The following is a 16,028-nucleotide window of genomic DNA, read 5'->3' as shown; positions in this document are numbered from 1 at the left end:
CTATGATTGGGTGCCATTGCATCCCGGTGATCAAGCCGATCAATCCGTGAGGCCGCATTTGCCCTTGTCGGAGCTGGTCATGCGGCGGGAATCGCCCCGAAAGGCGACCCGGCCGGGTGCCGATGGATCGCGCTCCGCCACGCCGACGACCACATCCACATCGTCGCGACGCTGCGGCGCATGGACGGCAAGCTCCCCCACCTGGGGAACGACTACCTCCGGCCACGGTAGGCCGCCCTGGATTTGGAGAAGCGCTTCGAACTGACCCCGACACCGCCGGTGAACTGGACCGCATGCAAGCGTCCGACACGCGGCGAGCACGCCAAGGCACAACAACGGCGCGCACCGGTGGCGAACGGCCCGATCGAGGCCGTCAGGCGGTGGCGGACGCGCTCAATGTCGTCGAGGAGAGGCTGGTGTGGAGAACAGGAATCGGGCGGGCGCCTGTGGCGTCGGCCCGATGGTGGAGCGCTGATGCGCCAGGTGCAGCACATCAGACTCGTGGTGGATGTCGCTGAGGCCGGTGACGTGGACTCAAATGATCTGCATTCCACTTTGCCCTTTTGCCCGATCATCGAGCCCGCACCGGCCATCAGTCAGGTGAAGAATGGACGTCCTCGAGTTTGACCGGCTTTGTTGGTGTCACCGTTAGCTTTGCGCTGATGGTGTAGTTCGACGGCCTTGGAGCTTAACGGCCGGCAGGTGCCCTGGGCCGTCTTCGCCGCTTCCGCCGATAGCCTTGCCCGGTGGCTTATGAGGGCGCTCAACAGCGAACGTGTCGCGCTGCGATCACCGATGCCCGGGTCGCGTTCACCGAGTACGGCGGGCCATGACCATGCGCTGGGTCTGGTTGGTGCCCTTGTAGATCTGCATGATCCTCACCGGGCCGGTCGCGATGCTCCTCTTCATCGGCTGCCAGGTGGACGGGGCTCGCTCGATTTGCCCGTCCACCCGGCGGATCAGTCGGTGACGACGGGTGTGTTCTGGTTCGCGGTCAGGAGCCAGCGGCCGTCCTCGTGGGAGATGACGTACATGGGGGTGCCTTCGCTGTCGAAGGCTCCGTCGTTGGTGAAGTACCGCTGGCGCACCTTCACGGCCGCCACGTCCGGACGGATGAACTGGACGTGCTCCACTTCGTAGGTCGCCTTGCCGCGCACGCTCGATCCGGGGAGCACCTTCGCGGTGAACTCGGCGATCGCCTCGCGGCCGAAGAGGCGCTTGCCGTGCCCGGTCGTCCAGATCGCATCCTCGCGGAAGAGGGCGACGAACTCGTCGACGAGCTCGTTCTGCTGCACCCGTTCGACCTCGGTCACCAGCTTCCGGATCGCCGCCAGCTCCGTCTCGTGGTCCTTCGGTTCATCGGTCATGGGGCCAGTCTGCTGCGACGAGCGGTCGTGAGGCCAAACTCGGGCGGCCGGCCTCGCGGGCCACGTTGAGGTGGTGGAACGTCAGTAGTCTCGTGTTCTATTCCGAGACTGAGAGTTTCTGATATTTGGAGTGTCGCGGTGAAGCCTCGCGGGCGTAAACCCGATCCGGATGTCGACGCGCGCATCAAGCAGGCGGCGGTGACGTTGCTGGTGACCAAGGGGCCCTCGTTCACCATGGACGAGGTGGCATCGACCGCCGGGGTGGGCAGGGCCAGCGTCTTCCGCCGCTACGCGACCAAGCGCGACATACTGCTCGACGCCCTCGCCGTCGCCATGGACGCCCAGGTCCCCACCGCCCCCGACACCGGCACGCTGGAAGGCGATCTGCTCGTGATCGTCACCGAGACCCTCGCCATCTGGAACTCACCCGAGCTCGCCGGGCAAACCCGGCAGGTCTTCGGAGAGGCGGGCCGGGACCCCGCCGTCGCCGAGATCATCCGCACCGCCATGCGCAACCGGACGGCACGCGGCGGCGCGATCTACGACCGGGCCCTCGCCAGAGGCGAACTGTCCCCCGACGCCGACCTGACGCTGCTCTCCGACATGCTCGTCGGCCTGACCATCTACCGCGGCCTCCTCGGCATCCCGCAGCCACCTCCCGAACAACTGCTCCAGGCACTCTTGCGCGGCTTCACACGATGAGCACGCGGTCACCCGAACGCCGGAAGGTCCGAGCATCGAGGGACGCGCCGCCCCCGTGGTGGGAACCAATCCGCGGGCGCATTCCGGCGCGTTCCTGCTTTTGTTGGCAGTCCTTTTCACCGACGGTATGCTCTGCCCATGCAGAAAAGGATGCTCTATGTGGTCGTGTTGTGTATCGCCGGCGCAATACTTACGCTTCTGGACCAGGTCTATGCGAATAACAGGTCCTGGTACTTCGCGGCCTTTCTAGGTTTGGTCACCTTGGCCGTGGTCTGCGGCTTGTGGCTGCTCCGGAGAAAGCACGATTCGCGGTGACCGCAAGCCGCTCTGCGATGTTTCAGTCGGGGTCGGGGCGGGTGTGGAGGGTGCGCAGGGCGGCTTGGTCGAGGATCTGCGTGGCCCAGAAGGCGAGGTCGGACCCGGCCTGCTCGGCGGCCTGCGCCCAGCGCCGCCGCCGGTTCGGGTCGATCTCCATCTTCAGAACGACGACGGGATCGCTCGCCGGCGCCGGACGGGAACGTTCGGCGCGCACCCGGCTCTTCAGCCGGTTGACCGACCAGCTCTCACGTTCGGCAAGCTCGAGCCAGATCTCCTGTTCGTCGTCGCTCAGCGCGGCGACGACGGCATGGTGCTGCATGCTCAACGTGTCCCGCCGACGGGACACCGGGAACCGCCGCGCGATCCACGCATAGTTCCGGAGCGTCTGGTAAGACAGCCCGGTCCGGTCGATGGCACGCTGATACCGATCCGGATAGCGCGCCTGCCCATACAGCAGCCAATCACCCAGCCACCACGCCGACGCATCGGCGATCACGGCGATCTGACGTCCGATTTCCACCCACGAACGCAACGGCAGCTCAGCCGGAAGTGACAGGCCGGTGCGGCGGGTCATCACACGCTTGTTCAGCGAGAGCCGCTTGCCTGGATTCGCATCGATCATCGTCTCGTTATTCGTCATTTGTTCTTTCCGGTCCAGGCGGTCAGAGCGGCGCGCAGTGCCCTGGTGCCGGGATTGCCGGCGGCCCAAGCGATGTATCCGTCGGGACGGACCAGGACGGTGGTGCGCCTGTCGATGCCGGTGCGCCTGTCGTTGATCGTCGGCCGGTCGTGGCTCCAGCGTGCGCGGGTGACACTCGTGGCGATTGCGGGTTCAGGAGTGTCCGAGGGGCCGCGGTCAGGGGTGATCAGGACGAATTCGCCGCCACGCAGCAACTCGTACAGCCGTCCCTCGGCGAGTTCCAGGTCGGGGGCGCGTTTGCCGGCCAGGCGGTGCGAGCCGCGTTCCGCGCGGTAGGCGAGGCCGATCCCCGAGATCATGGAGGCGGCCTTGTCGGTGGCCGGACGCAGGCGGGTGAGCACGGCGCCCAGCACCGAACGGGCGAGCCTGGCCGGTCCGGCGTGCAGGACGCCGACCCGCACCAGCATCCCGCTCATCCGCAGGACGACCTTGCCGACCGCGTGCCGTTCACGCTCGTAGGAGTCCAGCAGCCGCTCGTCGGCCCCATCGCGGATGACCGCGACCAGCTTCCAGCTGAGGTTGGCGGCATCCTGCAGCCCGGTGTTCATCCCCATCGCACCGGCCGGAGAGTGCACGTGCGCGGCGTCGCCGGCCAGGAACACCCGGCCCACGCGGTAGGACGGCGACTGGCGCTCGTCACTGTGGAAACGCGACTTCCACCGGCACTCCGACAGGCCGTAGTCGGTGCCGAAGTTGGCCTGCAGCAGTTCCTTGACCTCGGCCAGGTCCAGCGGAGCGTCATCGGGGAGCTGATGTCGGCGGCTCCACCCGGTGATCCGGTGCCAGCCCTGCCCCATTTCGGTGAGCAGGCAGAACCCGTCCGACACCGCGTTCACCGTGAACGCCCGCTCCGGCGCCCGCGCCAGCCGCACATCCGCCAAGATCAGCGAACTCAGCAGGGTCGTACCCGGAAACGGCAGGCCCAGAGCCTCCCGCACACTGCTGTGCACCCCATCGGCACCGACCAGGAACGACCCGCGGTAGAAGGACGGTCCCCTCGAATCGGCGCCCTCGCCCGGGGCCACGTGGGCGCACACACCCGACTCGTCCTGCTCCACCGACACCACCCGGGTGTCGTACACGAAGGCCACCCCGGCCTCGCGAGCCCGCCGCTCCAGCACCCGCTCCACCTCGTACTGCGGCGTGAACAGCACGAACGGGAAACGCGTCGGCAGCCGTGACGGATCCAGCCGCACCCGCTGAAACAACTGCAGCGAGGAGACCGGATGCCCGCCCGCCACCAACTCATCGGCGATGCCTCGGGCATCGAACTGCTCCAGCGTACGAGCATGGACCACCAAGGCCCGCGAGAGATTACTGATCTCGGCCCGCCGCCGCTCGACCAACCGCACCGACAAACCCGCCAACGCCAAATCCCCCGCCAGCAGCAAACCCGTCGGCCCCGCACCCACGACCACCACATCGCTGTCACCGACGGCACCCGGGGAAACAGACATGACACTCCGTCCGCAGAATGGCCGGCACACCCCGCGACCCATTTCTGATACTGACAATCTCAGATACTTGGAGTATCACAATGCAGCTCGGCGAACGCAACCCCCGGGATCAGTGACGAGAGCCCGGCTCCCTCACCCGGCCGCCTGCCGAGACCCGGCCGATCCGCAGCCGGTCGGGTGAGGCGCACGTTCGACCGCAGTGGGCCGACGACAGGCCAGGGAAATGCAACTGCCGGTCCCCGTGGCCGACGCCGCTGTCCGCGCGGTCCTCGGCGACACGGGTGAGCGCGTGGTCAGGGGCCTTGGAGGATCTTCAGCATCCGGGTGGTCGTGGTGGCCCAGGGGTACTGTTCGGCGCGGGTGCGGGCGGCGGATCGGCGGCGGGGACGCGGGCGGAGGAGGAGTTCTTCGGTTCCGTCGGCGAATCGTTGCGGGGTGGGCGGGACGGCGACTCCGGCGCCGGGGGCGAGCAGTTCGCGGGCGGCGCCGCGGTCGGCCGTGACGACGGGAACGCCGCAGGCCAGCGCCTCCAGGACTGCCAGGCCGAACGATTCGACGGGGCAGGTGGCGAGGGCTATGTCCGCCGCGGCGAGCAGCCGGGCCACGTCCGCGCGGCGGTGCACGTGCCCGTGGAAGCGGACGGGCAGTGCCTCCCGGACGGCCATCGAGCGGAGCGCGGTCTGCAGCGGCCCGCTTCCCATGACGTCCAGGTGCACGGGAACGCCGCGCCGCCGTAGTTCCCGCACCGTCGTCAATGCCAGGTCGGGGCGTTTTTCTCGGGAGAGCCGCCCCAGATGGACGAGCCGGAGCGGTCCAGAGCGTTCGGCGAGGTCGTCGCCGGGACGGAAGGCGGCGAGGTCGACGCCGAGCGGGACGCGATGCAGGTGGGGCGTCCCCACCCGGGCGAACTCGGCCGCGGCGAACGCCGAGGTCGTCACGACCTCGTCGAACATCGCGGCGAGCCGGCGGTTCCAGCGGTCGGTGACCGGGCCCACCGGCAGGCGGCCGGGCAGGTGCGGGGCCAGGATCGCGTCCAGCCGTTCGTGGGAGAACAGCACTGCGCGGACACCGCGCCGCCTGGCCCAGCGGGCCGCCACCGTGAGGCTGGCCTTGTCGGAGACCTCCACAACGTCCGGTTTCAGGCGGGCGAGTACGCGCAGTACCGGGCGCGGGTCCAGGACGAGCCGGTAGCCGGGCGCGACCGACGCGCCGGGCACCGTGATGAGCAGGCCCTTCTCGCTTTCCGTGCAGGTGTGGGAGCGGCCGGGCACCACCAGCGCGCGCTGGTGACCGGCGGCGGCGTAGCCCGCGCCGAGCGTGTCGACGGCGGTGCGCAGCCCGCCGGACACCGGGCTGTAGAGGTTGGCGAGTTGCACGATCCTCATGCCGTGACCAGCGCCTGGTAGGTCGTCGGGCGCCCGCCCGCCGCGACGGCCAGGTCGACGGCGGCGAGCGCGGCGCGGCGCAGGCCGGGACGGGTCAGGTCCGCGGGGTGCAGCGCGATCCGGAACGGCATCCGCAGCCGGGCGAACGTTCTCGCCGCGTCGACCATCAGCCGGGCGCCGGCGCGTTCCCCCGCCGCTCCCGGACGGTGGGACAGCGCGGGCATCCGCCGGACCGACCCGTCGAGCGGAGCTCGTCGATTGATTGGTGGTGGGTGGGGGCTGGAGGACGGTCCGTCCGGCAGGCAGTGGACGGCCAGGTGGCTCGTCCAGTAGGCGAACCCGAGCGCGGCCAGCGCCCGCCGGGTGCCGGGGGACGCCAGCCAGCCCGGCGGGGTGAACCCGGCCGGCTCGATACCCGCGTCCGCCAGCAGGTCCATGCCCGCGCGCAGCCGCTGCCGGGCCTGCTGCTCGGTCAGCGTCCAGAATTCCCCGGCCCCTCTGACCAGGACCCGGTTCACACCGCGCCGCCAGGACGGGCCGCCGGGGAGTCCTTCGTGCCGGTATCCGTGCAGGGCGAGTTCGTGCCCCCGGGCGGCCGCCTCGTGCAGGTGCCCGACCAGGACGGCGTCGCCGGGCAGCGCCGGGCCGCCCCCGAAGGGGCCGGGGATGAGGAGCAGCGTGGCGGGCACGCCGCGCTCGTCGAGGTCGGCGAGCCACCGCCGGGTGGCCGTCGCGCTGCTCGCGGCCACGTCGTGCACGGACACCACGAACGGGAAGCTCTTCGGCGGGTTCATGCGGCATCGTCGGCGTGGTGGACGGCCGCCGGGCACGCGCCGCCGGACACCTGCCGGTAGTGGCCGAACAGCTCTTCGCACACGACGTCCCAGCCGCGTCCCTCGACGGAGGCCAGCGCCCCACTGCCCAGGCGACGGCGCAGCTCCGCGTCGGCGGCCAGCGCGGACACGGCCGCTCGCAGGCCGTCGCCGTCGTCGGGCGCGAACAGCAGCCCGTTCACCCCGGGCCGGACGAGGTCGAGCGGGCCGCCCGCCGCGGCCGCCACGACGGGCACCCCGCAGGCCAGCGCCTCCTGGATCGCCTGGCAGAACGTGTCGTCGGCGCCGGTGTGGACGAAGACGTCCAGGGACGCCATGAGCTGCGACAGTTCCGTCCCGGTGCGGAATCCGGTGAACACCGCGTCCGGCATCATGCGGCGCAGGCGGCGTTCCTCCGGGCCGTCGCCGACGAGCACCAGCCGCGTTCCGGGAAGGCCGGCCAGCGTCGCGAGCATCCTCGGACGTTTCTCGGCGGCGAGCCGTCCGACGTATCCGACGAGGACCTCGCCGTCCGGGGCGAGCGCGGCCCGCACCCCGGCGGACCGGTGCGCGGGGTGGAACCGCTTCCGGTCCACGCCCCGTCCCCACAGCGACAGCCGCGGAACACCGCGGCGGTCGAGCTCGGCGAGCACCGGGGTGGAGGGTGCGAGCGTCAGGTCGGCGCGCCGGTGCAGGCGGCGCAGCCACCACCACACGGTCCGGTCGGTGCCGCGCAGCCCGTACCGCCGGGCGAACCCGGCGATGTCGGTCTGGAACACCGCGACGGCCGGGACGTCCAGCCGTTCCGCCGCGGCCAGCCCGGAGGCGCCGAGCACGATCGGTGCGGCGAGATGGACGATGTCGGGCGCGAAGTCCCGCAGCACCTCGGTGACCCGCCGGGTCGGCAGTCCGACGGCGACCGAGGAGTAGAAGGGGAGCCTGACGCCGGGAAGGAGCTCCACCCGGGCTCCGGCGTAGGACTCCGGGCAGTTCCGGGGAGCGCGGGGAGTCGTCTCCCCACCGGAGGTCAAGCCGGGACGGGGCGCGACGACCAGCGCCTGGTGCCCGCGCGCGGCGAGCTGTTCGAGGACGCGGCAGACCGACCCGGTGACACCGTTGACCTGCGGCAGGAACGACTCGGTCACAATGGCGACTTTCACGCCGCACAGAGTGACCACGCCGTACGACCTCCCAGCCGCGCATGGCATCCGAAAAGGCGAACAACACGGAAACCTTGGACCCGCCCGGCCGAGGCGGTGGCCGCGGACGCGGCGGGCCGCCCCAATCACTGACTCCCGATTTTTACGGATCTTCGTTCTCCGGCGTCATTCATCCACTGGATGGCGTCCGCTCGCCAGAGCAACCCCGCGATGTGTGACGGCGAAATTACCGTCCGGAGCGCTCGATTCCACCGCAAAGGGAGTGGACATGACCCCAAGCAGGAGCACGGTCGCGATCGCCCTCACGGGCGTTCTCGGCGCCGCGTCGATCACGGCGCTCGCGCTGCCCGGCGGCGCGGCCTCGGCGGCGGCCGATCCGGTCCTCGTCGGCGCCGGCGACATCAGCAACTCCGGCAGCGGCGACACCGCCACCGCGGCGCTGCTCGACAACATCCCCGGGACGGTCTTCACCGCCGGCGACAACGTCTACAGCAACGGCACGACCAGCGAGTTCAACAACTACTACAACCCGACGTGGGGACGGCACAAGGCGCGCACCCGGCCCTCGCCCGGCAACCACGACTACAACACGTCCGGGGCCAGCGGCTACTACGGGTACTTCGGCTCCGCCGCGGGCGACCCGTCCAAGGGCTACTACTCCTACAACATCGGCACCAACTGGCACGTCGTCGCGCTCAACTCCAACTGCGGGTCGATCAGCGGCGGCTGCGCGGCCGGCGGGGCGCAGGAGCGGTGGCTGCGGGCCGACCTCGCCGCCAACCCGCGGCCGTGCACCGTCGCCTACTGGCACCACCCGCGGTGGACGTCCGGCGCCAACCACTCGCCGAACACCGCCGTGGCCCCGCTGGTGCAGGCGCTCTACGACGGCAACGCCGACGTCATCGTCACCGGCCACAACCACCAGTACGAGCGGTTCGCGCCTCAGAACCCGAGCGGCGCAGCCGACTCCGCGCGCGGAATCCGCCAGTTCGTCGCCGGGATGGGCGGGGCGAGCCACTACTCGTTCGGCACCATCCGGCCGAACAGCCAGGCCCGCAACAGCGACACCTACGGCGTCCTCAAGCTGACGCTCCACGCGAGCAGTTACACCTGGCAGTTCGTCCCGCAGGCCGGAAAGAGCTACGCCGACAGCGGCACCACCAACTGCCACTGACGTCCAGGGCCCGGCGCGCGACGCGCCGGGCCCGCCCAAGGAGCCGGCGTGTACCTTTCCACCCTCAACCGCCCGGCAAGGGACCATCGCCGCGCGGGCCCGGTCGCCGCCAACGTGGTGGCCCTCGGCGCCGTCAGCCTGATCACGGACGTGTCCGCCGAGATGGTCACCGCGATCCTGCCGCTCTACCTGGTGGTCGGGCTCCAGTTCAGCCCGGCGGCCTACGGCGCGATCGACGGGCTCTACACCGGTGCGACCGTCCTGCTCCGCCTGGTCGGCGGGTACGCGGCCGACCGCGTCGACCGGCGCAAGCCGGTGGCGCTGCTCGGGTACGGCGCGTCCGCCGCCGCGAAACTCGGGCTGCTCGCCGCGGCGGGCTCCGGCGTCGGGATAGGCCTCGCCATCACCGCGGACCGTGCGGGCAAGGGCCTGCGCACCGCCCCGCGGGACGCGCTCATCACCCTGTCCACGCCGTCCGACCGGCTCGGCCGGGCGTTCGGCGTGCACCGGACGATGGACGCCGCCGGGGCGTTCGCCGGTCCGCTCGTCGCGCTCGCCGTCCTGGCCGCCGCGCCCGGCTCCTACGACTCGGTCATCATGACGAGTTTCTGCGTCGCGCTCCTCGGCGTCATGGTGCTGGTGCTGTTCGTCCGCGACACGCCGGGACCGAGGCCGCCCCGCGAGGCGCTGCGCTGGCGGGAGCTGCCGCGCGGGCCCGCCGCACGGCGGCTGGTCCCGGCCTCGTTCCTGCTCGGGCTCGCCACCATCGGGGACGGCTTCACCTACCTGCTGGTCGCCGAGCGCACGGACCTCGCGCTCGGCTGGTTCCCGCTGCTCGCCGTCGCCACCAGCGGCGTCTACCTCCTGCTCGCCACGCCCCTCGGCCTGCTCGCCGACCGGGCCGGACGGCTCCCCGTCGTGCTCGGCGGCTACCTGGCGCTCACCGCCACCTACCTGCTGCTCGGCCTCGCGTCCGGCGGCGGGCTCTGGCTCGTCGGCGCCGTCGTCGTCCTGCATGGGACGTTCTACGCCGCGACCGACGGCGGGCTGATGGCACTCGCCGCCCCGCTCCTCCCGGCGGGCCTCCGCACGACCGGCATCGCGCTCGTGCAGAGCGGGCAGGCGCTGGCCTACCTGATCTCGTCGGTGCTGTTCGGGGTGGCGTGGCAGGTGTGGGGCACGCGTCCCGCGCTGCTGGCCGCCGCCACCGTCAGCGTCATCGCCCTTGCCGGGACCGCCGCCGTTCTCCGCGCCCCAGAAAGGGCCACCCCATGAACCGCGTCATCGTCCTGGCGGCCACGGCCGTGCTGCTCGCCGCCGTGGCCGTCACCTACACGGTGTCGCGCGGCGCGGAGCCCGCGCCCGCCGAGAGCCGCGGGACCGCCGGCGGCCGGCGGCTCCAACTGCTCACCAACGGCCGGCTGTCCTACACCTCCCCACCGGGATCGCGGCGCGTGACCCCGGTGGAGTGCGACCGCGCCTACGCCGCCGCCGGCACGGTCGCCTGCCTGCGCCCGGTCGGCGCGCTGAGCGCGGGCGCGCTGGTCGTCATGGACGCCCGGCTGCACCAGCGGCGGCGCGTCCCGCTCACCGGGTTCCCCAACCGGCTGCGGGTGTCGGCCTCCGGACGCATGGTCGCCTGGACGCTCTTCATCGACGGCCACAGCTACGCGACCACAGGGTTCTCAACCCGGGTCGGCATCCTCGACACACGCACCGGACGCCTCGTCCCGTCCCTGGAGGACTTCGCGATCACCAAGGACGGCGCCCCCTACCGGAACCGGGACGTCAACTTCTGGGGCATCACCTTCGCCGCCGACGACAACCGGTTCTACGCGACGCTGTCCACTCGCGGCGGACGCTACCTCGTCCAGGGAGACCTCGCCGCCCGCACGGTCCGGACACTCGCGCCCAACGTCGAATGCCCCTCCCTGTCACCGGACGGCACCCGCCTCGCCTTCAAGTCCGCGATCGCCGGCGACCCCAGACGCGGTTGGCGCCTGTCGACGCTCGCCCTCGCCACGCTGAAGACCGCTCCGCTCGCCGAGACCCGCAGCGTCGACGACCAGCCCGTCTGGCTGGACGACCACACCATCGCCTACACACTCCAGCTCAACGACGGCACGAACCGGACGTGGGCCGTCCCGGCATCCGGCCCCGGAAAGCCGCGCCCCCTGCTCGACAACGCGAGCTCGGTGTCACCGCCCCCATGACATCCCAAGCCCATCCCACACTCAGTGGCCGGAGCGCGGCCGCGTGCCTCACTCGCGCCCGGAGGCCTGCCCGCCCCACGGGCCAGGCGTTACAGTCACCTCGTCCTCACCACATCCGAGCACCCATGCGCCGCGAACGCGCGATCGACGGCGGCCGCGGTGTTCTCGGGAGCCCAAAGCTGGACCCGAGGACAGGAGCGCAACCGAGCCCGGTGTACGCCGGGTCATTCTCGGCGACCGGCGCCGGTCGACGCGTCGGCGGGCCAGGGCGATGATGGTTTGGGTGTGCTTGAGGCCTGGGCGCGTTTCTTGAGGTGGAAGTCGCGGTTGGGGCCGGGTCTGATGATGCTGGACTGGGCGGAAAGGGAGAACACACGTCGCAGGCGTCGGCTGTAGCGCTTGGGCCGGTGCAGGTTGCCGGTGCGGCGGCCCGAGTCACGGGGCACGGGCACCAGCCCGGCCACCGAGGCGAGCCGTCCGGCGTCCGCGTAGGATCGATCTCAAGTTCGAGGCCGTCGCCGTTCCCCCGTTTTCCGACGCCGACCGGTCCAAGGCGTTCTACGCGATGCTCGGCTGAAGGTTCGACGCCGACTTCGCCTTCGACAACGGCGTCCGGGGCTTCCAGTTCGGGACGACCATCACCGTGGCCGCACCCGGCTCGGCCACGGCCTCTACCTGGTCGTCTCCGACATCGAGGCCGTGCGGGACGATCTCGCGTCCTGCGGCGTCGAGGTCACCGAGGTCTTCCACCCCGAGACGCCGGGCACGCAGATCCAGCCCCGCGGCGCCGGCGGTCGCGTCGGCGGGCGGGAACGGCAGGTTATCGCGGACTTTCTCAATAGGCGCCATAGGAATGCATCTTATGAGGCGGCATCGATTCACTCGGCATTCGGAGACATATCCCTATGTGCCCGGTCAGCAGTAACGACGGCCACCCGCGCCGAGATTCTGGGCATCCTGATCGACAAGGACCGGGTGCCCATGAAATGGAAAGACCGGCTGGAGTTCGTCGTGCTGCTGCCCGGCGCGGACCAGGACCGCGAACGCGCCCTGCCGCTGGTCGCCGCGTTCGCCGAATCCGTGGGACGTCCCTGTGCCGCCGGCGCCACCACCGCGAACGTGTCCGCCCTTCCCCGTGCCCTATCCCTGGCACAGCAAATCAGCCAAGCCGCCCCTGTCGAGCGCCTCCCCCACCGGGTCAGCACCATCGCCGAGGTGTTCGTCGAGCTCGGCGCAGCTCAAATGCCCGAGGTCGACCAATGGCTACGCCAGGTCGCCCATCAACTCTCGCGAGGGCCGGATCTGGTGGCCACCCTGGACGTCTACTACCGCCATGACATGAAGCGCATGGCCACCGCGACCCACCTCTACGTCCACCCGCGCACTCTCGACTACCGCCTGCGCCGAACGCGAGAACTGACCGGCATCGACCCCACCACCACCCACGGCATACGCACGCTGTCCGCCACCGTCACTCGCGTCCTCGCCGACAAGTAGAGCCGGCCGTCGACACCGAGTTGGTTGAGCGCCGCGACGGTGGCGTCGGCGACGGAAACGGGTCGGCCAGCGCGGACTCGGTTCGGGGAGCGGTCACGACGTAGACAGGCACGGCTCCCACGGACGATCGATCCTCGACCGGTTCCGTTCCGCCGCAACGGACGGCCGACATAGTGCGATTGGTGGTTGCAGCGGGATCTAAGGTGTGTTTGGTAAATGGTCGGGCTGTGGCCGTTCGTCGGCGTGGCGGTGATCGCGAGCATGCAGCGCGGGAAAGTCCGGCGCATCGATGAACTGCCAGCTCCTAGATTGCGTGGGTGGACCTTTCGCATCTCGGCGCGCCGATCGGGCCGATGATCCGCGTCCACGGCGGGTTCGCCAACCGGATGTACCGGCTCGACACCGACCAAGGGTCGTTCGCGGTGAAGGAGTTGAACCTCGTCGACCGCCGCTGGACCTATCGCGCCGACGACGTGTTCAGGTTTGAGCGGGCCGCCTTCGCAACCGGCATTCCGATGCCAGAGCCGATCTCGGCCGACCACCACACGCTCGTTCACCGGTGGGTCGAGGGAGAGAAGGTGCCTGAAGCGCCGGTGTCGGCGGCGTACGCGTTTGAGATCGGTGAGATCCTTGCGCGCATCCACGCGCTCGACGTCGCGTGGCCCCATGTGTCGATCGAGGGCCCGGCGTCACGGGACTGGCCCGAGCTCGCCGAGCGGGCGGCGTCGACCGGACAGCCGTGGGCCGACGAGCTCGCCTCTCACATCGAGAAGTTCCTCGCGATCGCCCACTTCGTCGACACCTGCGAACGGCCAGGCCCCATCGTGCTGACTCACAGGGACATCCAACCGTGGAACCTGCTGGCTCGGGAGGGTCGGCCGGTGGTGCTCGACTGGGAGCTCTCGGGGATGCTCGACCTGTCCGGTGAGCTCGGCTCGACCGCGCTGAGCCTCGCGAAGGGACCTGGCCTCGACGGCATCAAGCCCGCCATCTTCCGCTCGGTTCTCGACGGCTATGTCGCGGGGGGCGGAGTTCTGCCGCCGTCAGGTCCAAGCTGGTTCGTGTTCATGATCGGCGGCTGGCTGGGGCACACGAGGTGGAACATCCTGCGGTGCCTCGCCGGCGTCGAGGCGAGCACTGGCCCTGACCTCGCGCTGTCGCACGAGTCCGTGCGCAACGGGGTGCACGGCCTTGCCGAACTGTTCGGCCGACTTCCGGAACTCGAGACGCTGCTCGTGTGACAGTGACCTGCGTCGGTGCTCGGCAGGCGGCGCAAGGCGCGCTCCCGATTCCGCTCAGGCCCATCTGCCTCAAGCGCTACACCGCCCGCGAACTCTTCAAGCCCTCACCAGACCAACACGCCAACCCCATAAATCTGCCGCCACCGATTGACACCCATAGGAGCACCGGTGATCTCCACGCAGGGGGAAGTTCAGTACCTGGCGGAGTGCTGGATGCGTGGCGGCTTGTCGGGTGGAGCTACTGCGGCGGTTGTTGAGTTTGCAGGTTGTCGAGGATCTTGGCGGCGATGGCGGCGAACTGGTCGAGCTCTTCGGGTGTGAGGCGGTCGACGAACAGGCGCCGGACTTCTTGGGCGTGGCCGGGGGCGGCGTCCTTGATCGCGGTAAGGCCCTTCTCGGTGAGCGCCGCGTAGACGCCGCGGGAGCCGGACCGTTCCCGGGTGACCAGGCCCCGTTTGCACATCCGGGTGAGCTGATGGTGGGTACGGCTCTTCTCCCAGCCGGCCGCATGGCCGAGCTCGTACGCGCGCAGCCGCCGGTCGGGCGCCTCGGAGAGCAGCACCAGCACCGAGTATTCGGCGTTGGACAGACCGCTGTCGGCCTGGAGCTGCTGCCCGAGGCGCGCCCGCAGCACCTGCAGCATCTGGAAGGACGTCCGCCATGCGCGGAGCTCGCGTTCGGTCAGGCCCTGCATGGCATCGATCCTACCCTTGAGTTGATGAATCAACTCGATGAGGTACCGTCGAGGTGACACATCAACTCAACGTCGAGGAGGGCGGCACCGATGGACACCGTGCGCCGCGGCATCGAACGCGTCGAAAGCAGGACCCATCTCGGTCCCGACGAGAAGGTCGACGACAAATACATGTTGTTCGGCCCGGAGCGGCCGGAGCTGACCGACCCGTTCCTGGTGCTGGGCGAGGACTGGTTCTCCTCACCGGGCTACGACTGGCATCCGCACCGCGGCCTGGAGACCGTGACCCTGGTCCTCGACGGTGTCCTCGAACACGGCGACAGCCTCGGCAACGGCGGGGCGCTGGCCGCCGGAGACGTGCAGTGGATGACCGCGGGACAGGGCATCATCCACCGCGAACTTGCCTTCCGGGACGAGCGGGCGCACACCCTCCAGTTGTGGGTCAACCTGCCCGGGGACAGCAAGCTAACGGGCACGCGCTACCAGGACCTGCTCGCCGCACGGCGTCCGGTCATCGAGCGCGACGGCGCCCGGATCGACTTGATCGCCGGCGAGGCGGACGGTGTCGCCGGCCCGGCGATCAACCAATGGCCCGTCTCCGGCGCGATCATCACCCTGGAGCCCCGCCGGCGGTTCGAGCACCGGCTGCCCGGCCGCGACCGCGCGTTCCTGTACGTCCTGCAAGGCCGCGTCACCATCGCTGGACGCACCGTGGAAGCAGGTCAGATCGCCTGGTCCGACCCGGCCCCCGCCGTGCCCATTTCGTCGATCACGCTGGAGACGACCGACGGTGAGACGCAGAGCGTGGTGATGGTCTACAGCGGGGAGCCGATCAGGGAGCCCGTCGCCATCGGCGGGCCCTTCGTCATGAACACTCAGGCCGAGATCGCCCAGGCATTCCGTGACTTCCACGGCGGCAAATTCGGCGACCTCCCCCGGCAGGCACGCCTGCAGTACCGATGAAAGGTGATCGCATCTCCCGGATGAAGAGGGCCGGCCCGGCGATCGGCAGTTCCTCCGCCTCGCCGAGGACGCCGGCTTTGCATGCGTCTCGGCCGGGGAACGCGCCTGGAGGCATCCGCATCGGCGGCGGCATTCACCAGCCTGCGGGGCGGGGCGAGCCAGGTGCCGCCGGGGGCGACCGCCAACCCAGCTACCTCCCTTGCGTTCAGAAAGTCGGTCTAGGCCGTGTCTGACAAAACACCGCCGCACAGCGGCGGTGTTTTGTTTGATGGTGTGTGTGGTCCGTCGTGGTGAGTTGACCGAAGCCGCCTGGGCGGCGATTGAACCGTTGTTGCCGGTGACCGA

16 protein-coding genes and 1 pseudogene are annotated in these 16,028 nt (G+C 70.1%); 7 read left to right on the top strand and 10 right to left on the bottom strand.

Annotated features, from left to right (window positions below; translation table 11 throughout):
• Nucleotides 1–39 precede the first annotated feature (39 nt).
• Together ACH35V_RS40560 and ACH35V_RS40555 are read right to left on the bottom strand one after the other, a co-directional pair.
• Nucleotides 40–201 (bottom strand): hypothetical protein, encoded by a 162-nt coding sequence (locus ACH35V_RS40560; RefSeq protein WP_395980213.1) that lies wholly within the window; start codon nt 199–201, stop codon nt 40–42.
• A gap of 758 nt (nt 202–959) precedes the next feature.
• The gene (locus ACH35V_RS40555; protein ID WP_395980212.1) at nt 960–1,367 is read right to left on the bottom strand and encodes an SgcJ/EcaC family oxidoreductase; all 408 of its coding nucleotides are present in this window, start codon (nt 1,365–1,367) and stop codon (nt 960–962) included.
• A 198-nt stretch (nt 1,368–1,565) separates the two neighbouring features.
• On the opposite strand from ACH35V_RS40555, the gene ACH35V_RS40550 reads away from it, so the two are divergent.
• The gene (locus tag ACH35V_RS40550; RefSeq protein ID WP_395980211.1) at nt 1,566–2,069 is read left to right on the top strand and encodes a TetR/AcrR family transcriptional regulator C-terminal ligand-binding domain-containing protein; all 504 of its coding nucleotides are present in this window, start codon (nt 1,566–1,568) and stop codon (nt 2,067–2,069) included.
• A gap of 337 nt (nt 2,070–2,406) precedes the next feature.
• Here the strand turns inward: ACH35V_RS40550 and ACH35V_RS40545 are convergent, their stop codons facing one another.
• The 5 genes from ACH35V_RS40545 to ACH35V_RS40525 all read right to left on the bottom strand — a co-directional run bounded on the left by ACH35V_RS40545 (nt 2,407) and on the right by ACH35V_RS40525 (nt 7,901).
• Nucleotides 2,407–3,027 carry an LmbU family transcriptional regulator gene (locus ACH35V_RS40545; protein WP_395980210.1) on the bottom strand — a complete coding sequence of 207 codons (621 nt, stop codon included), beginning with the start codon at nt 3,025–3,027 and terminating at the stop codon, nt 2,407–2,409.
• Complete coding sequence (locus tag ACH35V_RS40540; protein ID WP_395980209.1) at nt 3,024–4,586, bottom strand: FAD-dependent monooxygenase; 1,563 nt, start codon at nt 4,584–4,586, stop codon at nt 3,024–3,026. Before ACH35V_RS40540 ends, ACH35V_RS40545 begins: the two co-directional genes overlap by 4 nt.
• A 251-nt stretch (nt 4,587–4,837) precedes the next feature.
• Nucleotides 4,838–5,929 carry a glycosyltransferase gene (locus tag ACH35V_RS40535; RefSeq protein ID WP_395980208.1) on the bottom strand — a complete coding sequence of 364 codons (1,092 nt, stop codon included), beginning with the start codon at nt 5,927–5,929 and terminating at the stop codon, nt 4,838–4,840.
• Nucleotides 5,926–6,723: a DUF2334 domain-containing protein gene (locus ACH35V_RS40530; RefSeq protein ID WP_395980207.1), complete on the bottom strand. Its 798-nt coding sequence runs from the start codon at nt 6,721–6,723 to the stop codon at nt 5,926–5,928. The genes ACH35V_RS40535 and ACH35V_RS40530 overlap by 4 nt, the downstream gene beginning before the upstream one ends.
• Nucleotides 6,720–7,901: a glycosyltransferase family 4 protein gene (locus tag ACH35V_RS40525; protein WP_395980206.1), complete on the bottom strand. Its 1,182-nt coding sequence runs from the start codon at nt 7,899–7,901 to the stop codon at nt 6,720–6,722. The genes ACH35V_RS40530 and ACH35V_RS40525 overlap by 4 nt, the downstream gene beginning before the upstream one ends.
• Nucleotides 7,902–8,169: 268 nt before the next feature.
• On the opposite strand from ACH35V_RS40525, the gene ACH35V_RS40520 reads away from it, so the two are divergent.
• From ACH35V_RS40520 to ACH35V_RS40510, 3 genes are read left to right on the top strand one after another with little or no spacing between them, the layout of a single operon-like run.
• The gene (locus ACH35V_RS40520; protein ID WP_395980205.1) at nt 8,170–9,075 is read left to right on the top strand and encodes a metallophosphoesterase family protein; all 906 of its coding nucleotides are present in this window, start codon (nt 8,170–8,172) and stop codon (nt 9,073–9,075) included.
• A gap of 48 nt (nt 9,076–9,123) precedes the next feature.
• The gene (locus ACH35V_RS40515; protein ID WP_395980204.1) at nt 9,124–10,350 is read left to right on the top strand and encodes an MFS transporter; all 1,227 of its coding nucleotides are present in this window, start codon (nt 9,124–9,126) and stop codon (nt 10,348–10,350) included.
• Complete coding sequence (locus ACH35V_RS40510; RefSeq protein ID WP_395980203.1) at nt 10,347–11,288, top strand: hypothetical protein; 942 nt, start codon at nt 10,347–10,349, stop codon at nt 11,286–11,288. The genes ACH35V_RS40515 and ACH35V_RS40510 overlap by 4 nt, the downstream gene beginning before the upstream one ends.
• A 246-nt stretch (nt 11,289–11,534) precedes the next feature.
• On the opposite strand, the pseudogene ACH35V_RS40505 reads toward ACH35V_RS40510, so the two are convergent.
• Nucleotides 11,535–11,782 (bottom strand): annotated as a pseudogene (locus tag ACH35V_RS40505) (transposase); the annotation flags it as partial.
• Nucleotides 11,783–11,846: 64 nt separating this feature from the next.
• Nucleotides 11,847–12,137 (bottom strand): hypothetical protein, encoded by a 291-nt coding sequence (locus tag ACH35V_RS40500; protein WP_395980202.1) that lies wholly within the window; start codon nt 12,135–12,137, stop codon nt 11,847–11,849.
• 132 nt (nt 12,138–12,269) lie between these two features.
• On the opposite strand from ACH35V_RS40500, the gene ACH35V_RS40495 reads away from it, so the two are divergent.
• Both ACH35V_RS40495 and ACH35V_RS40490 read left to right on the top strand, forming a co-directional pair.
• Complete coding sequence (locus ACH35V_RS40495) at nt 12,270–12,785, top strand: PucR family transcriptional regulator (protein WP_395980201.1); 516 nt, start codon at nt 12,270–12,272, stop codon at nt 12,783–12,785.
• A 317-nt stretch (nt 12,786–13,102) separates the two neighbouring features.
• Entirely contained in the window at nt 13,103–14,026 is a 924-nt protein-coding gene (locus ACH35V_RS40490) for a phosphotransferase family protein (protein ID WP_395980200.1), read from the top strand.
• A gap of 238 nt (nt 14,027–14,264) precedes the next feature.
• Here ACH35V_RS40490 and ACH35V_RS40485 read toward each other — a convergent pair whose 3' ends face one another.
• Nucleotides 14,265–14,720: a MarR family winged helix-turn-helix transcriptional regulator gene (locus ACH35V_RS40485; RefSeq protein WP_395980199.1), complete on the bottom strand. Its 456-nt coding sequence runs from the start codon at nt 14,718–14,720 to the stop codon at nt 14,265–14,267.
• 90 nt (nt 14,721–14,810) lie between these two features.
• Here ACH35V_RS40485 and ACH35V_RS40480 point away from each other — a divergent pair, with 90 nt between their 5' ends.
• Entirely contained in the window at nt 14,811–15,683 is an 873-nt protein-coding gene (locus tag ACH35V_RS40480; protein ID WP_395980198.1) for a pirin family protein, read from the top strand.
• Nucleotides 15,684–16,028 lie beyond the last annotated feature (345 nt).

The organism is Actinomadura sp. 1N219, from assembly GCF_044326405.1.
In the GTDB taxonomy this organism is placed as follows: Bacteria; Actinomycetota; Actinomycetes; order Streptosporangiales; family Streptosporangiaceae; genus Spirillospora.
The sequence above is the reverse complement of the archived record's forward strand: the minus strand, read 5'-3'. Positions and strand labels throughout refer to the sequence as shown.